Annotated in this window: 14 protein-coding genes and 1 riboswitch; of the genes, 1 reads left to right on the top strand and 13 read right to left on the bottom strand. The window is 40.9% G+C overall.

The genetic code is table 11. The features are described 5' to 3' along the window. Window positions 1-107: 107 nt before the first annotated feature. Window positions 108-572, bottom strand: coding sequence for a MarR family winged helix-turn-helix transcriptional regulator (locus GDZ68_RS05095; protein ID WP_153721178.1), 465 nt, complete (start codon window positions 570-572; stop codon window positions 108-110). Between the two features lie 168 nt (window positions 573-740). Between GDZ68_RS05095 and GDZ68_RS05090 the strand changes: the two genes are divergently transcribed. Further along, window positions 741-1163 (top strand): hotdog fold thioesterase, encoded by a 423-nt coding sequence (locus GDZ68_RS05090; protein ID WP_194841062.1) that lies wholly within the window; start codon window positions 741-743, stop codon window positions 1161-1163. 321 nt (window positions 1164-1484) lie between these two features. Here GDZ68_RS05090 and GDZ68_RS05085 read toward each other — a convergent pair whose 3' ends face one another. The 12 genes from GDZ68_RS05085 to GDZ68_RS05030 all read right to left on the bottom strand — a co-directional run bounded on the left by GDZ68_RS05085 (window position 1485) and on the right by GDZ68_RS05030 (window position 14547). Further along, a complete protein-coding gene (locus GDZ68_RS05085; protein WP_153721177.1) occupies window positions 1485-3437 on the bottom strand; it encodes an FRG domain-containing protein in 1953 nt (650 codons plus the stop codon). A gap of 552 nt (window positions 3438-3989) precedes the next feature. Continuing rightward, complete coding sequence (gene sufB, locus GDZ68_RS05080) at window positions 3990-5387, bottom strand: Fe-S cluster assembly protein SufB (RefSeq protein ID WP_153721176.1); 1398 nt, start codon at window positions 5385-5387, stop codon at window positions 3990-3992. A gap of 43 nt (window positions 5388-5430) precedes the next feature. Beyond that, window positions 5431-5868 carry a Fe-S cluster assembly sulfur transfer protein SufU gene (gene sufU, locus GDZ68_RS05075; protein ID WP_153721175.1) on the bottom strand — a complete coding sequence of 146 codons (438 nt, stop codon included), beginning with the start codon at window positions 5866-5868 and terminating at the stop codon, window positions 5431-5433. Continuing rightward, window positions 5858-7087 carry a cysteine desulfurase gene (locus GDZ68_RS05070; RefSeq protein ID WP_153721174.1) on the bottom strand — a complete coding sequence of 410 codons (1230 nt, stop codon included), beginning with the start codon at window positions 7085-7087 and terminating at the stop codon, window positions 5858-5860. The genes sufU and GDZ68_RS05070 overlap by 11 nt, the downstream gene beginning before the upstream one ends. After that, the gene (gene sufD, locus GDZ68_RS05065) at window positions 7087-8394 is read right to left on the bottom strand and encodes a Fe-S cluster assembly protein SufD (RefSeq protein ID WP_153721173.1); all 1308 of its coding nucleotides are present in this window, start codon (window positions 8392-8394) and stop codon (window positions 7087-7089) included. The genes GDZ68_RS05070 and sufD overlap by 1 nt, the downstream gene beginning before the upstream one ends. A gap of 18 nt (window positions 8395-8412) precedes the next feature. Next, complete coding sequence (gene sufC, locus GDZ68_RS05060; protein WP_153721172.1) at window positions 8413-9192, bottom strand: Fe-S cluster assembly ATPase SufC; 780 nt, start codon at window positions 9190-9192, stop codon at window positions 8413-8415. Window positions 9193-9457: 265 nt separating this feature from the next. Continuing rightward, complete coding sequence (locus GDZ68_RS05055) at window positions 9458-10639, bottom strand: dicarboxylate/amino acid:cation symporter (protein ID WP_153721171.1); 1182 nt, start codon at window positions 10637-10639, stop codon at window positions 9458-9460. 156 nt (window positions 10640-10795) lie between these two features. Beyond that, a complete protein-coding gene (locus GDZ68_RS05050; RefSeq protein ID WP_153721170.1) occupies window positions 10796-11656 on the bottom strand; it encodes a MetQ/NlpA family ABC transporter substrate-binding protein in 861 nt (286 codons plus the stop codon). 65 nt (window positions 11657-11721) lie between these two features. Continuing rightward, window positions 11722-12390 carry a methionine ABC transporter permease gene (locus GDZ68_RS05045; RefSeq protein ID WP_153721169.1) on the bottom strand — a complete coding sequence of 223 codons (669 nt, stop codon included), beginning with the start codon at window positions 12388-12390 and terminating at the stop codon, window positions 11722-11724. Beyond that, complete coding sequence (locus GDZ68_RS05040) at window positions 12383-13405, bottom strand: methionine ABC transporter ATP-binding protein (protein WP_153721250.1); 1023 nt, start codon at window positions 13403-13405, stop codon at window positions 12383-12385. The genes GDZ68_RS05045 and GDZ68_RS05040 overlap by 8 nt, the downstream gene beginning before the upstream one ends. A gap of 339 nt (window positions 13406-13744) precedes the next feature. Further along, a riboswitch (SAM riboswitch) is annotated at window positions 13745-13850 on the bottom strand. Between the two features lie 51 nt (window positions 13851-13901). Continuing rightward, complete coding sequence (locus GDZ68_RS05035; protein ID WP_153721168.1) at window positions 13902-14201, bottom strand: thioredoxin family protein; 300 nt, start codon at window positions 14199-14201, stop codon at window positions 13902-13904. Then, complete coding sequence (locus GDZ68_RS05030; protein WP_153721167.1) at window positions 14194-14547, bottom strand: toprim domain-containing protein; 354 nt, start codon at window positions 14545-14547, stop codon at window positions 14194-14196. The genes GDZ68_RS05035 and GDZ68_RS05030 overlap by 8 nt, the downstream gene beginning before the upstream one ends. Between the last annotated feature and the right edge of the window lie 26 nt (window positions 14548-14573).

Genomic DNA, 14573 nt, shown 5'->3' with positions numbered 1-14573 from the left:
TTCTACTGGATTTATTCGACTTGTCAATCAATTTATCACTATATCTTTTACCTGTCAGACTTCACTGAGTGATTAACAGCAAGAGGAGAATTTATCTTGTGCTGCTTCTAGCTGTCATAGTTATCAATGACCTCATGCAGTTCACCCAGTTTGTTTAATAAATCTATATATTCATCTTTGCCAATAGAACTTTCAATCCGCTCTTGAACCTCATTCCAGACAGGTGTAGCGTTATTTAATTTTTCATAGCCTAATTCTGTTATGGATACTACCTTCGTCCGCGAATCATGCTCAGATCTATGAATCTCAACCAGGCCGGAATCCTTTAAAATATTCAGGTTACGCGTAACCGTTGTCTGATCCAGCAGCATGATCTCTCCAAGCCTGCTGATTGAAATATTTGGTGAAGTATAAATATTGCCCAGCATATAGTATTGAGTAATTTTCAATCCCGTGGGTTTCAGCAGTCTATTGTACAGCTGTGTCAGTGATCCAGATACAGTTCGCATATTGGCGCATGCGCAGACTTGGATGATATGTTCAGCTTGTTTCTGGTCTAATTCTGGTTTCATTAAGTCCGCTCCTTTATAAAAATCCACTTATTGAAATTTTCTGTTATTCTTGACATATTATACACACCATATATTATTATATGTATATACATGGATTATAACAAAGTTTATGATTCCTGTAAAAACTTTATGCGGGTGTTGCCCAGCATACAGATGGGAGAGATACGAATGAATGAACTTAATTTAGTGGATGGAATTAATTTAGAGAAAACTCTTATTGGTGCATTGGACATCACATTTAAAGAGGCGACGCCTGACAAAGTAGTTTGCGAGATGCCGGTCGGACCTAAAACTCATCAGCCAATGGGTTTGCTCCATGGAGGGGCTTCTGTCGCTCTTGCAGAAACTGCCGCAAGTTTTGCTGCGGCCTTGAACCTGAATCCTAAAACACATTACCCGGTAGGTTTAGAAATCAACGCAAATCATATACGGGGTAAAAAAGACGGCGTGGTAACTGCCACTGCTACGCCATTGCACCGCGGCCGTACATCTATGGTTTGGGATATCCAGATTACCGACGAAGAAGGAAAATTAATCTGTATTTCTCGATGCACCATTGCGGTTGTGGCAATAAATAAAAACGAACAATGAAATTTCCGTAAACAAAAAATCCCTGCAGTATCCAATTAACGGATGCTGCAGGGTATTTTTATATTAACCGATGGGATCTTCCAATTCGAATTTGATAATTTTCATGAATCATAGAGTTTAATTAACGCTTATGATACGTATAAAATAAGTTTTTTGGAAATTCTACCTATCATTGAGAATCATAGAAAGTCATTTTATTTAGGCACAAATTAGGTACACTAATCATAAACATAATTTTCTTTAATATAATTGCTTACATTATTTCTCGAATGAATTTTCCGCCAAAAACAAACAAAATATTTAGTCTTTTGATTTCTCCAATTAGTAAAGTCCTAATTCCAGTTCAACTTCGTATTTAATCATTGAAGAAGAACCCTGATGCTCTACAATTTCCCCTCTAATTTTTTCGTATTCAATCCCAGTCTTTTTTTGCACTTCTAAACTTTGAACAGCTGGTATTCCACCTATTACTTCAAATTTGTATAATCCTTTTTCGAACTGTTTCTGTTTTCCTGGATAAAATCTCGTAGTAATTTTTCCATTTTGCACTATAACATTGTCAGCTGCTTTATAATTCTTATCACTACATACGCATGTTATTAGTATTTTAAATCCATCAAATAATGTTGTTACTCCTTCGAAATAAATTTTTTCCGTACTGAATTCTACTTCAACACTCATATGAATTTTATGTGCGTCTGTTGAAATTGGTAAAGTTTGAACTGAACTGAATATTTCAGATTGTTCTTCAGACCAAATTAGATCTTCGTCTTCTATTGGACACTCTCTAGCAAGTTTATCTAAAACAGATTCTAACTTCAACATTTTGTCATGTGCTTCTTCCCCATATCTTGATGCTAATTTCATTTCTCCAATTGACCATTTTCCTCTATCATAAAGTAAGAAATAGTTTGTACATAAACCTTCTACTTCACTCAATTCCTGTTTAACTTCAGACACTTCTAAGTCATGAGTTAAAGATACTCTATCATGAAATAACTCTCGAATTGCTTCTAATTGCTGTCTAGCTTCAGATGCTGATTTATCCTCTTGCACAATCAGTTCGGTAAAATTAAAAGATTTTAAAACTCTTTCAATTTTTATAAATACTTCTTGCAATTGTGCAATAACAATTCTTTTAGGCGCTTCTAATGATTTATAATAATCATTAGAAATTTTTGTTTTTGAAAATCCCCATAAATACCCATGACTATCAACGTCAGATATCCAACTAGGCACATTATTATGCTCTAATTTTTCATTTCCCCATCTACATTGACAAATCCAATTTGATTGAGCTAGAGCAGTTTGATCTTCAGCAACGTAAACATAGATAATATGTTTTGTTAACGATATATTATTTATTTCCTTCTTAATTATTTTTCTAATTTGAGATTCCTTCAACTTCTTTTTCAATAATATAGTAATATCATGCCACACATGTTTAAATTCTTGTTGTGAAGTATGCTCAATTATTTCATAGGCACCTTCAATACTGCTAGTTTCTTTATATTTGCTTTTTATATAATTTGCAACTGATGGTAAGTCTACATATAAATTATAGATGTTATACCCTAATGAATCTAATTCATTCTTGATACTTTCTTTGTACTCATAAGGAATTCTAAATGTTCTCGTTGGGACACAATCCAGAGGTATTATTTTATCAGTAAGCTCAGAGTTATTAATTTCATTTCCACAAATTACAAACGTTCCTTTTTGTCTACTAATACGATCATTATTATCTATAGGTGTATCATTTATAAAGTAATTTTGATTTATTATTCTCGCGAGTTGTTCTTCGCTTTCCTCTAAATTATTCTCGATTTTAAATGAATTTATCGATTGAACATTTGAAAATGCGATTTTTGATAATATGTCTACCTCTTTATCTTTGTATGATACGGAATTTTCTTCAATATATAAATAAACATAACCGTCTTTTTCATTATCATCTGATTGAACAGCAAAAAATAATGCGACAAGCGGATTAAAAGTAACATCAATCAAACGTGTAGGTATACCATAATGTTGCATTCTAACTAATTTCTCAAATTCTGATTGATCTCTTTTAAAATCTTCTGGCGTAATACTTAGAACTTCTTGGTTGATATGACCTTCATTTTCTACATATTTAATTTGACGAGCGATACTTGACGTAGGATAAATGTATTTTGAACTCTCTCCACGCAAAAAAATACTTTCAGCATAAATCTCTACATATTTTTTAATACTATTACTATAGTCATTTAAGTTATTAATTTCATAATTCATTTACTTAAACACAATCCTTTCACAAAATATCTTGTTTCAGCTAAATACTTTCCATAAATCCTACTGTTAATTCTTCCTTTACTTAGCATAATACTTTATTTAAAGGAATAAAAGGACATAGTATTAAGAATATTTAATTACTCTTTTGTACAAAGAACTATAGGTGTATTCGGCTTCTTTCTATATCGTAAGGATTATCTCTATAAATCAATAGAATTAAAATACAACTTAAAACAATAGTATTATTGAATTTCTATAAAATCAATTTTCAATGAATTGCATAGAAACTCTAGTTGAAAGGGAAAAGAACAAATTTGAACTTATTAAATTTTAGTCCAACAAAGAATATAGAAAAGAGATTTCATTAGGATTTGAGGGATTTTAAAAAAATTTACTAAAAGCAATTGAATAACTAAATTTAAAAGCCAAAAGTATATAGAACGATGAACTTTTTACTTTTTTAGGCACAGATTTATTTATTTTTAGGCATAAATTAGGCACAGACAAAAAACACCCTTGCCACAAACGTTGTTGTGACAAGGGGTGTAGGTGTTATCCTATACTGCCTTCCATCTCGAACTTGATCAATCTATTCATCTCTACCGCATATTCCATCGGCAGTTCTTTTGTGAATGGCTCGATGAAACCCATGACGATCATTTCCGTTGCTTCCAGTTCAGGAATACCGCGGCTCATCAAGTAGAAGAGCTGCTCTTCGGAAACTTTCGATACTTTTGCTTCGTGTTCCAATGAAATATTGTCGTTCAGGATTTCATTGTATGGAATTGTATCGGAAGTGGATTGCTTATCCATGATCAATGTATCACATTCAATATTTGCACGGGCACCGTCCGCTTTACGTCCGAAGTGGACAATGCCGCGGTATGTTACTTTCCCGCCGTGCTGAGAAATCGACTTGGATACAATTGTTGAAGAAGTATTTGGAGCCAAGTGCATCATTTTCGCACCGGCATCCTGGTGCTGACCTTTACCTGCAAGAGCGATCGATAATGTCATACCGCGTGCGCCTTCGCCTTTTAAGATAACAGCCGGATACTTCATCGTCAATTTAGAGCCGATGTTGCCGTCAATCCATTCCATTGTGGCGTTTTCTTCACACACTGCACGCTTTGTTACCAGATTGTAGACGTTGTTCGCCCAGTTCTGGATAGTCGTGTAACGGCAATATGCATCTTTTTTGATAATGATTTCAACTACCGCACTGTGCAGGGAGTTTGTTGTATAGACAGGTGCTGTACAGCCTTCTACGTAATGAACGCTTGCGCCTTCATCCACAATGATCAGTGTACGTTCAAACTGTCCCATGTTTTCCGAGTTGATACGGAAATACGCCTGCAGCGGGGTTTCTACTTTCACGCCGGGCGGCACATAGATAAACGATCCACCCGACCATACTGCAGAGTTTAGCGCTGAGAATTTATTGTCAGAGTTCGGAATAACCGTACCCCAATATTTCTTGAACAACTCTTCGTTTTCAAGAAGTGCAGAATCCGTGTCTTTAAAGACAATTCCCAGATCCGTAAGTTCTTGTTTCATATTGTGGTAAACCACTTCTGATTCATACTGTGCAGATACACCTGCCAAGTACTTTTGTTCTGCTTCCGGAATGCCCAGTTTATCAAACGTACGCTTGATTTCTTCAGGCACTTCATCCCAAGAAGTTTCTGTTGCTTCAGAAGGTTTTACGTAGTACGTGATTTCATCGAAATTCAATGAATTCAAGTCTCCGCCCCACTGCGGCATTGGTTTGCTGTAGAAAATCTCCAAAGATTTTAAACGGTAATCCAGCATCCACTGCGGTTCTTCCTTCATATTAGAAATCTCTTCTACTATCTCACGTGTCAGACCGCGTTCTGAACGGAATACAGAAACGTCTTTGTCATGGAAACCATATTTGTAATCGCCGATTTCTGGCATTTGTTTCGCCATTTTTTATTCCTCCGTCCCATAATTGCTCATACTTTGGCCAAGGTCACTGCGGCTCGCCGGAGACTCCCTTTTCCATCGCTTTCCAGCTCAATGTTGCACACTTAATACGGGCAGGGAATTGCGCGACACCCGAAAGAGCTTCTAAATCATCTAATTCAATAGAATCATCCAAGTCTTTGCCTAACATCATGTCTGAAAATGCATGAGCGAGTTTCGTTGCCTGTTCTGTCGTTTTGCCTTTGATCATCTGAGTCATCATGGAGGCTGACGCCATTGAAATGGAGCAGCCTTCCCCTTCAAACTTCGCTTCTTTGACGATATCATCTTCCACATTCATAGTCAGATGAATCACGTCACCGCAAGTCGGATTGTTCATATCGATCGTGACATTTCCGCCTTCCAGAACGCCTTTGTTTTTCGGATTTTTATAATGATCCATGATTACAGACCGGTATAGCTGATCCAGTTTATTAGTTGACATCTTTGAAATACTCCTTTGCTGAGCGAAGTCCTTCCACAAGACGGTCTACGTCTTCTGTTGTGTTATACAGATAGAAACTGGCACGGGCTGTCGCTGAACACGCAAGCCATTTCATTAATGGCTGTGCACAGTGATGGCCGGCACGGACAGCAATTCCGTTCATGTCCAGCACAGTGGCAACATCGTGCGGATGTACATCATCCAAATTAAATGTCACTAAACCTGCACGTTTTTCGGGATCTCTTGGACCATAGATCGTCAGCCCGTTAATTTCAGACATCTTATCCATTGCATAGCCCGCCAGATCGTGTTCATGACGTTCGATTGCATCCAGACCGATTTCTTCTAAATAATCGATGGCTGCGCCTAAACCGATGGCACCTGCAATAATAGGCGTGCCTCCTTCAAATTTCCAAGGGAGCTCTTTCCAAGTTGATTCGTAAAGACCGACGAAATCGATCATTTCTCCGCCGAATTCAATCGGTTCCATATTATTGAGCAATTCTTTCTTGCCGTACAGTACACCGATTCCTGTAGGTCCGCACATTTTATGTCCGGAAAACGCAAGGAAATCACAATTTAGCTTCTGTACATCGATTCGCATATGAGGAGCAGCCTGCGCAGCATCCACACACATGATTGCTCCATGCTGATGAGCAATTTCCGTAATTTCTTCAATCGGGTTCATCGTTCCAAGGACGTTTGAGACATACATAATCGACACAATTTTTGTACGATCTGTAATGGTCTCTCGCACTTTATCCAGTGACAGCGTGCCATCCTCTTCCAGGTCAATATACTTCAGAACTGCGCCGGTTTCTTTAGCGAGCTGCTGCCACGGAATGATATTGGAGTGATGTTCCATATGAGTAATAACAATTTCATCGCCTTCAGAAACATTTGCATGCCCATAGCTTTCTGCTACTGTATTCAATGCAGTCGTCGTACCGCGCATGAAAATAATTTCTTCTGTTGACTTTGCATTTATAAATTTACGGACTTTTTCCCGAGCACCTTCATAACCGTCTGTTGCTTTATTTCCAAGCGTGTGCACTCCGCGATGCACATTGGAATTATTCCAGCGGTAATAGTTGTCGAGTGCCTCAATGACTTGAACAGGCTTCTGTGAAGTAGCTGCGCTGTCCAGGTACACAAGAGGATGTCCATTGATTTCTTGATCAAGTATCGGGAAATGATTGCGGATCTCTTTATTGAGCATTAGCGCACTTTCCTTTCGATTACCTCCGTCAATTGTTTTCTAACTCCTTCAATCGGCAATTTGCTGACCACCGGCGCTAAAAAGCCATGTATGATGAGGCGTTCTGCTTGTTCTTTTGAAATACCGCGGCTCATTAGATAGAACATTTGCAGCGGATCTACACGGCCGACTGATGCTGCGTGGCCTGCTGTCACATCATCTTCATCAATAAGCAAAATCGGATTCGCATCTCCGCGTCCTCTTTCACTCAGCATGAGGATTCTTGACTCTTGGACTGCGTTGGAGCGGGTTGCCCCTTTCGCAATACGGCCGATTCCGTTAAAGATTGCAGATGAAGATTCTTTCATCACACCGTGCTTCAGAATGAAACCGTCTGTATCAAGTCCCCAGTGCACAATTTCAGATGTGAAATTCTGCTTCTGGTTTCCACGTCCGACAACTACTGATTTCATATCACTTGATGAGCCGTTTCCGACTAAGTGCGTGATATTTTCAGAAATGGTGTTGCTGTCGTTCATCAAACCGAGCGCCCACTCAATCCGTGCATGCGGTCCAGTAACGCCACGGCGGTTCACGTATGTTGTCAAACCCTCTGCTAACACGTCCACTGCACCATAAACTACTTTCGCATTATCCTGAGCAAATACTTCCGATACAATGTTCGCCTGACCTTCACCGTGCTCCATTGTAGAAAGATAGTTCTCTACATATGTCACAGAGCTGTTTGCCTCCGCTACCAATAAAACGTGGTTGAATAATGAAGCTTTTTCATTATCGTGTATGAACAGCACTTGAAGCGGCTCTTCAATCACTACATTTTTCGGTACATATACAAATGCTCCGCCGTTGATCAATGCTGCATGCAAAGCAGTCAATTTATGTTCATCGACTTTGACGCCGTCCGTCATTAAATACTTCTGCACCAGGTCACTGTGCTCACGTGAAGCAGTGAAGATGTCCGTTAAGATTACACCCTGTGACTTCAAATCATCTGATAATGAAGTGAAAGCAGGAGTATTATTGTGCTGCACGTAAATATTTTCTTGCTGTTCGTGGTCAATCAATGCTTTTGCTTCTGTCGGTAATTCTTCAAGCGTCGCAAAAATCGAGCTTTCTACTGTATGTGAAGGGAATTCTGTGAAATTCCAATTAGTAATCTTTGTTTTATCTGGTTTCGGCATTGCAAGTACTTCTGCTTTCGCAAGAGCATTTGCACGAAAATCTGCCATCCAAGCAGCTTCCTCCACGTTTGCGGAATAAGAGCGGACGTCCTGTTCGGTCAATGCCAATTTTGTTTCAACCGTCATTTTTAGTCGTCCCCTTTCTTATGCTTCTGAATGAACTGTTTCGTCTTCAATGCCCAACTCTTCTTTAATCCAGTCATATCCTTGGCTTTCAAGCTTAGCTGCCAGTTCAGGACCTCCGGATTTCACTACTCTGCCTTGCATCATTACGTGTACCTGATCAGGTGTAATGTAGTTAAGCAGACGCTGATAGTGTGTGATGATCAGGCAGCCGAAACCTTCGCCGCGCATTTCGTTAATCCCGTTGGAAACAACTTTCAATGCGTCGATATCCAAACCGGAGTCAATCTCATCAAGAATCGCGAATTTCGGCTTTAACATCATAAGCTGAAGGATTTCATTACGTTTTTTCTCTCCGCCTGAGAAGCCTTCGTTCAAGTAACGGGTAGCCATATCTTCTTCCATTTCCAAAAACTCCATCTTGCTGTCGAGTTCACGGATGAATTTCATCAGACCGATTTCATCGCCTTCATCGCGGCGTGCATTCATACCTGAACGAAGGAAGTCTGCGTTTGTTACACCAGTAATTTCACTAGGGTACTGCATTGCCAGAAACAGACCGGCCAAAGCACGCTCGTCCACTTCCATTTCCAGGACGTCTTCTCCGTCGATTGTGACAGAACCGGATGTCACTTCATATTTAGGGTGACCCATGATTGCAGAAGCAAGTGTGGATTTCCCCGTACCATTGGGACCCATGATTGCATGAATCTCATTTGTATTTATTGTTAATGTAACACCTTTTAAGATTTCCTTGCCTTCAATTTCGACATGAAGATCTTTAATTTCCAAAGTTGCCATTCCAATACCTCCAGTATAGTCGCGTTGAATGGTTAGCCATTCTCTATTTAGTATCATTCTAATCTTACCCCATATTCGAACCGGTTGCAAATCTTTGAGAAACATTATAAATTGTGACAGAATTCCTTGATCCCCCGCTGTTGATAAGGGTTTTCCCTACTGTCTATTTTTCAATTGAATACCGTCTAATGAGAATCAGTAAAAGAATAGTACATAAGAATTAAACAAAAAAAGCCGACAAAAACTGCCGGCTTTTTATCCATTTCTATACTTTTTTTGTGAAACGGTCAACGATCATTGCAAGTGCACCGTCGCCTGTCACGTTCGTTGCTGTGCCGAAACTGTCTTGCGCCAAATACAACGCTATCATCAAAGCCACCATTCCGTCTGTAAAGCCAAGCATCGTAGTGAGCAATCCAGTTGCCGCCATCACTGCGCCTCCCGGAACCCCCGGTGCTGCAATCATCGTAACCCCCAGCATGAAGATGAACTGCAGATAACTGCCAAAACTAATATCAAATCCATTCATCAGCATGACACCGATTGAACAGGAAACAATTGTAATCGTACTACCCGATAGATGGATCGTGGCGAATAAAGGAATGGCAAAATCCGTCACTCGTTCGGAAGCACCTGTCTTTTTCGCCTGACGAAGCGTGACTGGAATGGTTGCAGCTGAAGACTGGGTGCCGATCGCCGTTAAATAAGCAGGCAACATCGTTTTCATTAGACCAAACGGATTACGTCCATTCAATGCGCCCGCCGTCGTATACTGGATCGTCAGCATGATCAGGTGAAGCGCAATAATCATCACGAATACTAATAGGAAAACAGAAAGTACGTTGGCAACCTCTCCAGAATACGTCATATTCAGAAAGATCCCGAAAATATGGATTGGTAGGAGTGGAATGATTGCGACTGAAATCACTTTTTCGATAATAAGATTGAACTCATCGAAAAACGACAGCATCGACTTCCCTTTGATAGCCGCCATTCCGATCCCCAATACGAAAGCCAGCAAAAGAGCGGACATGATGCCCATGATCGGATCCATTTCCATTTCGAAGAATGCAGTTCCTGCTTCACGTGCACCGTCAGCAATCGAAGTATCTGTTGCTTGATGAATGAAGTTCGGCAAAATCGTCGATGCTGCAAAAAACGCGAGCAAACCTGCGATAATTGTGGAACCATACGCAAATGCCGCAGACAATCCTAATAGTTTCCCCGAACCTTTCCCAAGCTTTGCAATACTTGGTGCGATAAACGCAATAATGATTAATGGAACAATAAAGTTTAAAAATCCTCCAAACAGCATATTAAACGTGGCCGCCAAACGAACGAACCAATTCGCAAACCCTTCATGTATAGCGGGCAGCAGCATACCCAGCCCGATCGCCAGCACAATGGCAATTAAAATTCGCCAAATGAGCCCTAATTTAAACTTCACAATACGTCCTCCTCAAATAGACATCTGTATGACTGAAACAAAATAACTTTACCACAAACCACTGTAAGAATATAGATTTGAACTAAATTTGTAATTGTCAAAATGTTATAGACGTAAAAAAGCCGGCAGCTAAATGCACTGCCGGCCTACTCTACATTATTTTACAGGAACGACCGCGCCGCCCCATTGTTCTACAATGAAATCTTGAATTTCTTGGGATGTCAGAACTTCTACCAATGCTTTGATTGCATCGCTGTCTTCATCGCCTTTTTTCGTAGCGACGATATTTACGTATGGTGATTCTTTATCTTCCAATGCGATTGAATCTTCCATTGGATTCAATCCTGCATCGATTGCAAAGTTCGAGTTGATCAACAATGCATCACCTTCGTCGTTGTTATAAAGCTGAGGCATAAGAGCCGGCTCATAATTCGGATCGAATTCCAAGTTTTTCGGATTTTCTACGATATCATCCAGCTCTGCTTTTACTTTCTCCACGCCGTCTTTCAACTTGATTAATCCTTTTTCTTCTAACATCGCAAGCACGCGTCCGTGATCCGCTACCGAGTTACTGATCAGGATTGTTGCACCTTCAGGAAGTTCTTCAAGCGTCTTATATTTTTTCGAATACACACCGATTGGTTCAATGTGAATAGATCCTGCATTTACAAAGTCATAGCCAAAATCCGCAATCTGACTTTCTAGGTACGGAATGTGTTGGAAGTAGTTTGCATCCAACTCACCCTCATCCAAATCTTTATTAGGAAGTACATAATCTGTATAGCTTTCAATTACTAGATCGTATCCTTTTTCAGCTAATAATGGTTTTGCTTCTTCCAAAATCTCCGCGTGAGGTGTATTAGATGCACCTACCGTTAACGTCGTTTTTTCCTCTGCCGGCTTATCTGCATCAACATCTACTGCATCCCCGCTATTCTTGCCATCGTCTTTTGTTCCACAAGCTGCTAAAGCCAATACAAGCACAGCTGCGAATAGACCGAATAAAAACTTCTTCATTTTCACATTTCCCCTTTTCCAAAATGGTTTTTTTATATGGTTAACAGGTCTTCCTGAAAATCCCTTTATCGCTTATCCAAACGTTTAACGATTAAATCTCCAATGAACTGAATAATAAATACGATCACAAGAACCAGAATGGTAGCCATCATTGTGACATCTCCGCGCGAACGCTGAAACCCTTCCAAATAGGCGAGGGTACCAAGACCTCCCGCTCCAATTGCCCCTGCCATCGCCGTATAGCCGACGAGCGCAATGGATGTGACCGTAATACCCGACACCAATGCAGGCATTGATTCAGGCAGCAGTACTTTGAAAATGATTGTCGTAGTTTTTGCACCCATTGAACGGGCTGCCTCTATGACGCCTCTGTCAATTTCTTGCAAAGCGATCAATACCATACGTGCATAAAACGGTGCGGCACCGATGATCAATGCAGGCAATGCGGCATTCGGGCCTCGAAGTGTCCCAATTAAAAATTTTGTGACCGGGAACAATAAAATAATCAAAATGATGAATGGAATCGAACGGAAAATATTAACAAATGCAGCGGTAATCACATTTGTAAACCTGTTGGACCATAATTGTCCGCGGCTGGTCAGGAATAACAAAAGACCCAAAGCGATGCCGAAAATAAATGTCAGAACAGTCGAGAATGCTGTCATGTACAGCGTTTCGCCTGTTGCCTCCCACATTTTGTCCCAATTCACGTTAGGAAACCACTGTTCAATCATTTGTCAGCACCTCCGTCTTTACTTCATTGGCGTGCAGGTAAGAAATTGCTTCATCAATGATTGCCGGATTGCCGATCAGCTGTAACATCAATGTTCCGTACGCACCGTCATGCAAAGCGGAGATGTTCCCCTGCACGATATTTACGTCGATCTCAAACTTGCGGATTAATTCCGCCAGAACCGGCTGTTCAGTCCGTTCTCCTATGAACGTCAGCTTTACGAGCTTGCCGTTCGTATCTTCCTGCAGATGCTTAATTGCTTCGTCTGCATCTGCATTATCTGAAACTTGAGAAATGAAACGTTTCGTAATCTCGGCCTGTGGTGATTGGAAGACGTCGAGCACATTGCCGACTTCCACCACTTTTCCCGCTTCCATAACCGCCACGCGATGACAAATCTTCCGGATGACCTGCATTTCATGAGTAATGAGCACAATCGTCAAACCGAGACGTTCATTGATTTCTGTCAGCAAATCTAAGATAGCATTTGTTGTTTCGGGATCCAATGCTGAAGTCGCTTCATCACACAGCAGAACTTCAGGGTCATTAGCAAGCGCTCTGGCAATACCGACACGCTGTTTCTGCCCGCCTGATAACTGGGAAGGATAAGCTTTCTCTCGTCCTGATAATCCAACCAGATCAATCAGTTCTTTCACTTTCGCGTCGCGTTCAGCTTTCTTCACACCTGCAATCTCCAGCGGAAATGAAATATTGTCTTCGACTGTACGCGACCAAAGCAAATTAAAATGCTGGAAAATCATACTGATCTTCTGCCGCGCGTTCCGAAGACCTGCACCTTTAAGTGTAGTCATTTCCAGATCATTGATTACAATACTCCCTGAAGTCGGCTGTTCCAAACCGTTCAACAGCCGGATCAATGTACTTTTTCCCGCTCCACTATAACCGATGACGCCGAAAATTTCTCCTTCTTTGATAGCCAGCGTCACGTCATCTACCGCTACAATTTCCGCTTGGTTCAATTGGAATCTCTTATGTACGTTTGTCAGTTGAATCATTTTCTGCACCGCCTTTAGTAAATCCGTGATTATGTTTTGATAGTTTAATGTGTCAGTGCCTGCCGAAGCGCTGCAGATGCCGGCTCCTCGGGTCGTTTCAGTCTTTCCAACGCCTGCCGAAGCTAAACGGCATCTTCCGCTTTTGAATACACCCAGCTGCATGCGCCAGCCTCTCGGGTCACTTCGGTCTTTCCGAAAAGGTGCAAAAACCGCACCTTTGTCGGCAAGCCCTCCAGTGCCTGTCGAGGCTAAACGGCGCATTCCGCTTTTGAATATAAAAAACCCTTCTGCAGACGAGCAGAAAGGCTGAACGTATGAAAAATTATGTACGTTACCGTTCTCTCATCTGTCAAAGCATTCCGCTTTGAGTGAATTGGCACCATTTCACAATTGTGACGGTTGCCGGGCTTCATAGGGCACTTCCCTCCACCGCTCTTTATAAGAGTATCGTTATTCAATTGATTGTATTACTTATACCATATAATCGAGATGAATGTCAAGTCAACTTTTCCAATAAGTTAGGTACGGATTGAAATGCATAGATCTTTTCAATAGGTTTTCCCTGCCGGTGGATGAGCAGGCAAGGTACGCTTTCAATCTCGTAATCATAAGCCAGTTGCTCCGTATAATTCAAATCCGCTTTTCCTATTGTTAACTCAGGACGCATCGCTTCGATTACTGTCAGCATTTTTGAGGCCACTGCACACGTTCCGCACATCGGAGTGAACAGATAAAAAGCGGCCAATTGCTCTGCCGCCCGTTCGCGTTCCCAATCGTCAATTGTCCAATTATCCATTTGCTCCTCCTGCCAAGTAGACGGGATGTACCTTGAAATTCGCTGCAACTAAAATGCCCGCCAAGACTTTGAGCGGTGTTGTCGCTACTTCCCGATACAGCCGGTCTGTAAATAAGTGCCTTGCTTCCGGATAAAGTTGCACGAACAATTTGCGGATGGAATCACCTGAGGCGTCCGCATCCACAAAAATGAAAAGATCCTGCTCTTCATATGGCTCTAGAAGTTCTTCTATATGATAGGAACTGATCGTGCCGTTTGTACAAATGATTTCTACCGGTTCCGCCAGCATCGGCATAAGCCTTCTGCGATCGGAACTGCCTTCCACAATGAGTACTTTCGGATGCATCCAGTTTCCTCCTCATAGTGTAAAAA

Source organism: Sporosarcina cascadiensis (genome assembly GCF_009650995.1).
In the GTDB taxonomy this organism is placed as follows: Bacteria; Bacillota; Bacilli; order Bacillales_A; family Planococcaceae; genus Sporosarcina; species Sporosarcina cascadiensis.
Note: the sequence above shows the minus strand (reverse complement) of the source record. Positions and strands in the feature narration are given on the sequence as shown.

Coding starts and splice junctions, on each gene's coding strand:
- GDZ68_RS05040 (WP_153721250.1), bottom strand. CDS start 13,405: ATGATTCAACTGACAAACGTACATAAGAGATTCCAATTGAACCAAGCG.
- GDZ68_RS05090 (WP_194841062.1), top strand. CDS start 741: ATGAATGAACTTAATTTAGTGGATGGAATTAATTTAGAGAAAACTCTT.
- GDZ68_RS05070 (WP_153721174.1), bottom strand. CDS start 7,087: ATGCTCAATAAAGAGATCCGCAATCATTTCCCGATACTTGATCAAGAA.
- GDZ68_RS05050 (WP_153721170.1), bottom strand. CDS start 11,656: ATGAAGAAGTTTTTATTCGGTCTATTCGCAGCTGTGCTTGTATTGGCT.
- sufB (WP_153721176.1), bottom strand. CDS start 5,387: ATGGCGAAACAAATGCCAGAAATCGGCGATTACAAATATGGTTTCCAT.
- GDZ68_RS05045 (WP_153721169.1), bottom strand. CDS start 12,390: ATGATTGAACAGTGGTTTCCTAACGTGAATTGGGACAAAATGTGGGAG.
- GDZ68_RS05030 (WP_153721167.1), bottom strand. CDS start 14,547: ATGCATCCGAAAGTACTCATTGTGGAAGGCAGTTCCGATCGCAGAAGG.
- GDZ68_RS05035 (WP_153721168.1), bottom strand. CDS start 14,201: ATGGATAATTGGACAATTGACGATTGGGAACGCGAACGGGCGGCAGAG.
- sufU (WP_153721175.1), bottom strand. CDS start 5,868: ATGTCAACTAATAAACTGGATCAGCTATACCGGTCTGTAATCATGGAT.
- sufC (WP_153721172.1), bottom strand. CDS start 9,192: ATGGCAACTTTGGAAATTAAAGATCTTCATGTCGAAATTGAAGGCAAG.
- GDZ68_RS05085 (WP_153721177.1), bottom strand. CDS start 3,437: ATGAATTATGAAATTAATAACTTAAATGACTATAGTAATAGTATTAAA.
- sufD (WP_153721173.1), bottom strand. CDS start 8,394: ATGACGGTTGAAACAAAATTGGCATTGACCGAACAGGACGTCCGCTCT.
- GDZ68_RS05095 (WP_153721178.1), bottom strand. CDS start 572: ATGAAACCAGAATTAGACCAGAAACAAGCTGAACATATCATCCAAGTC.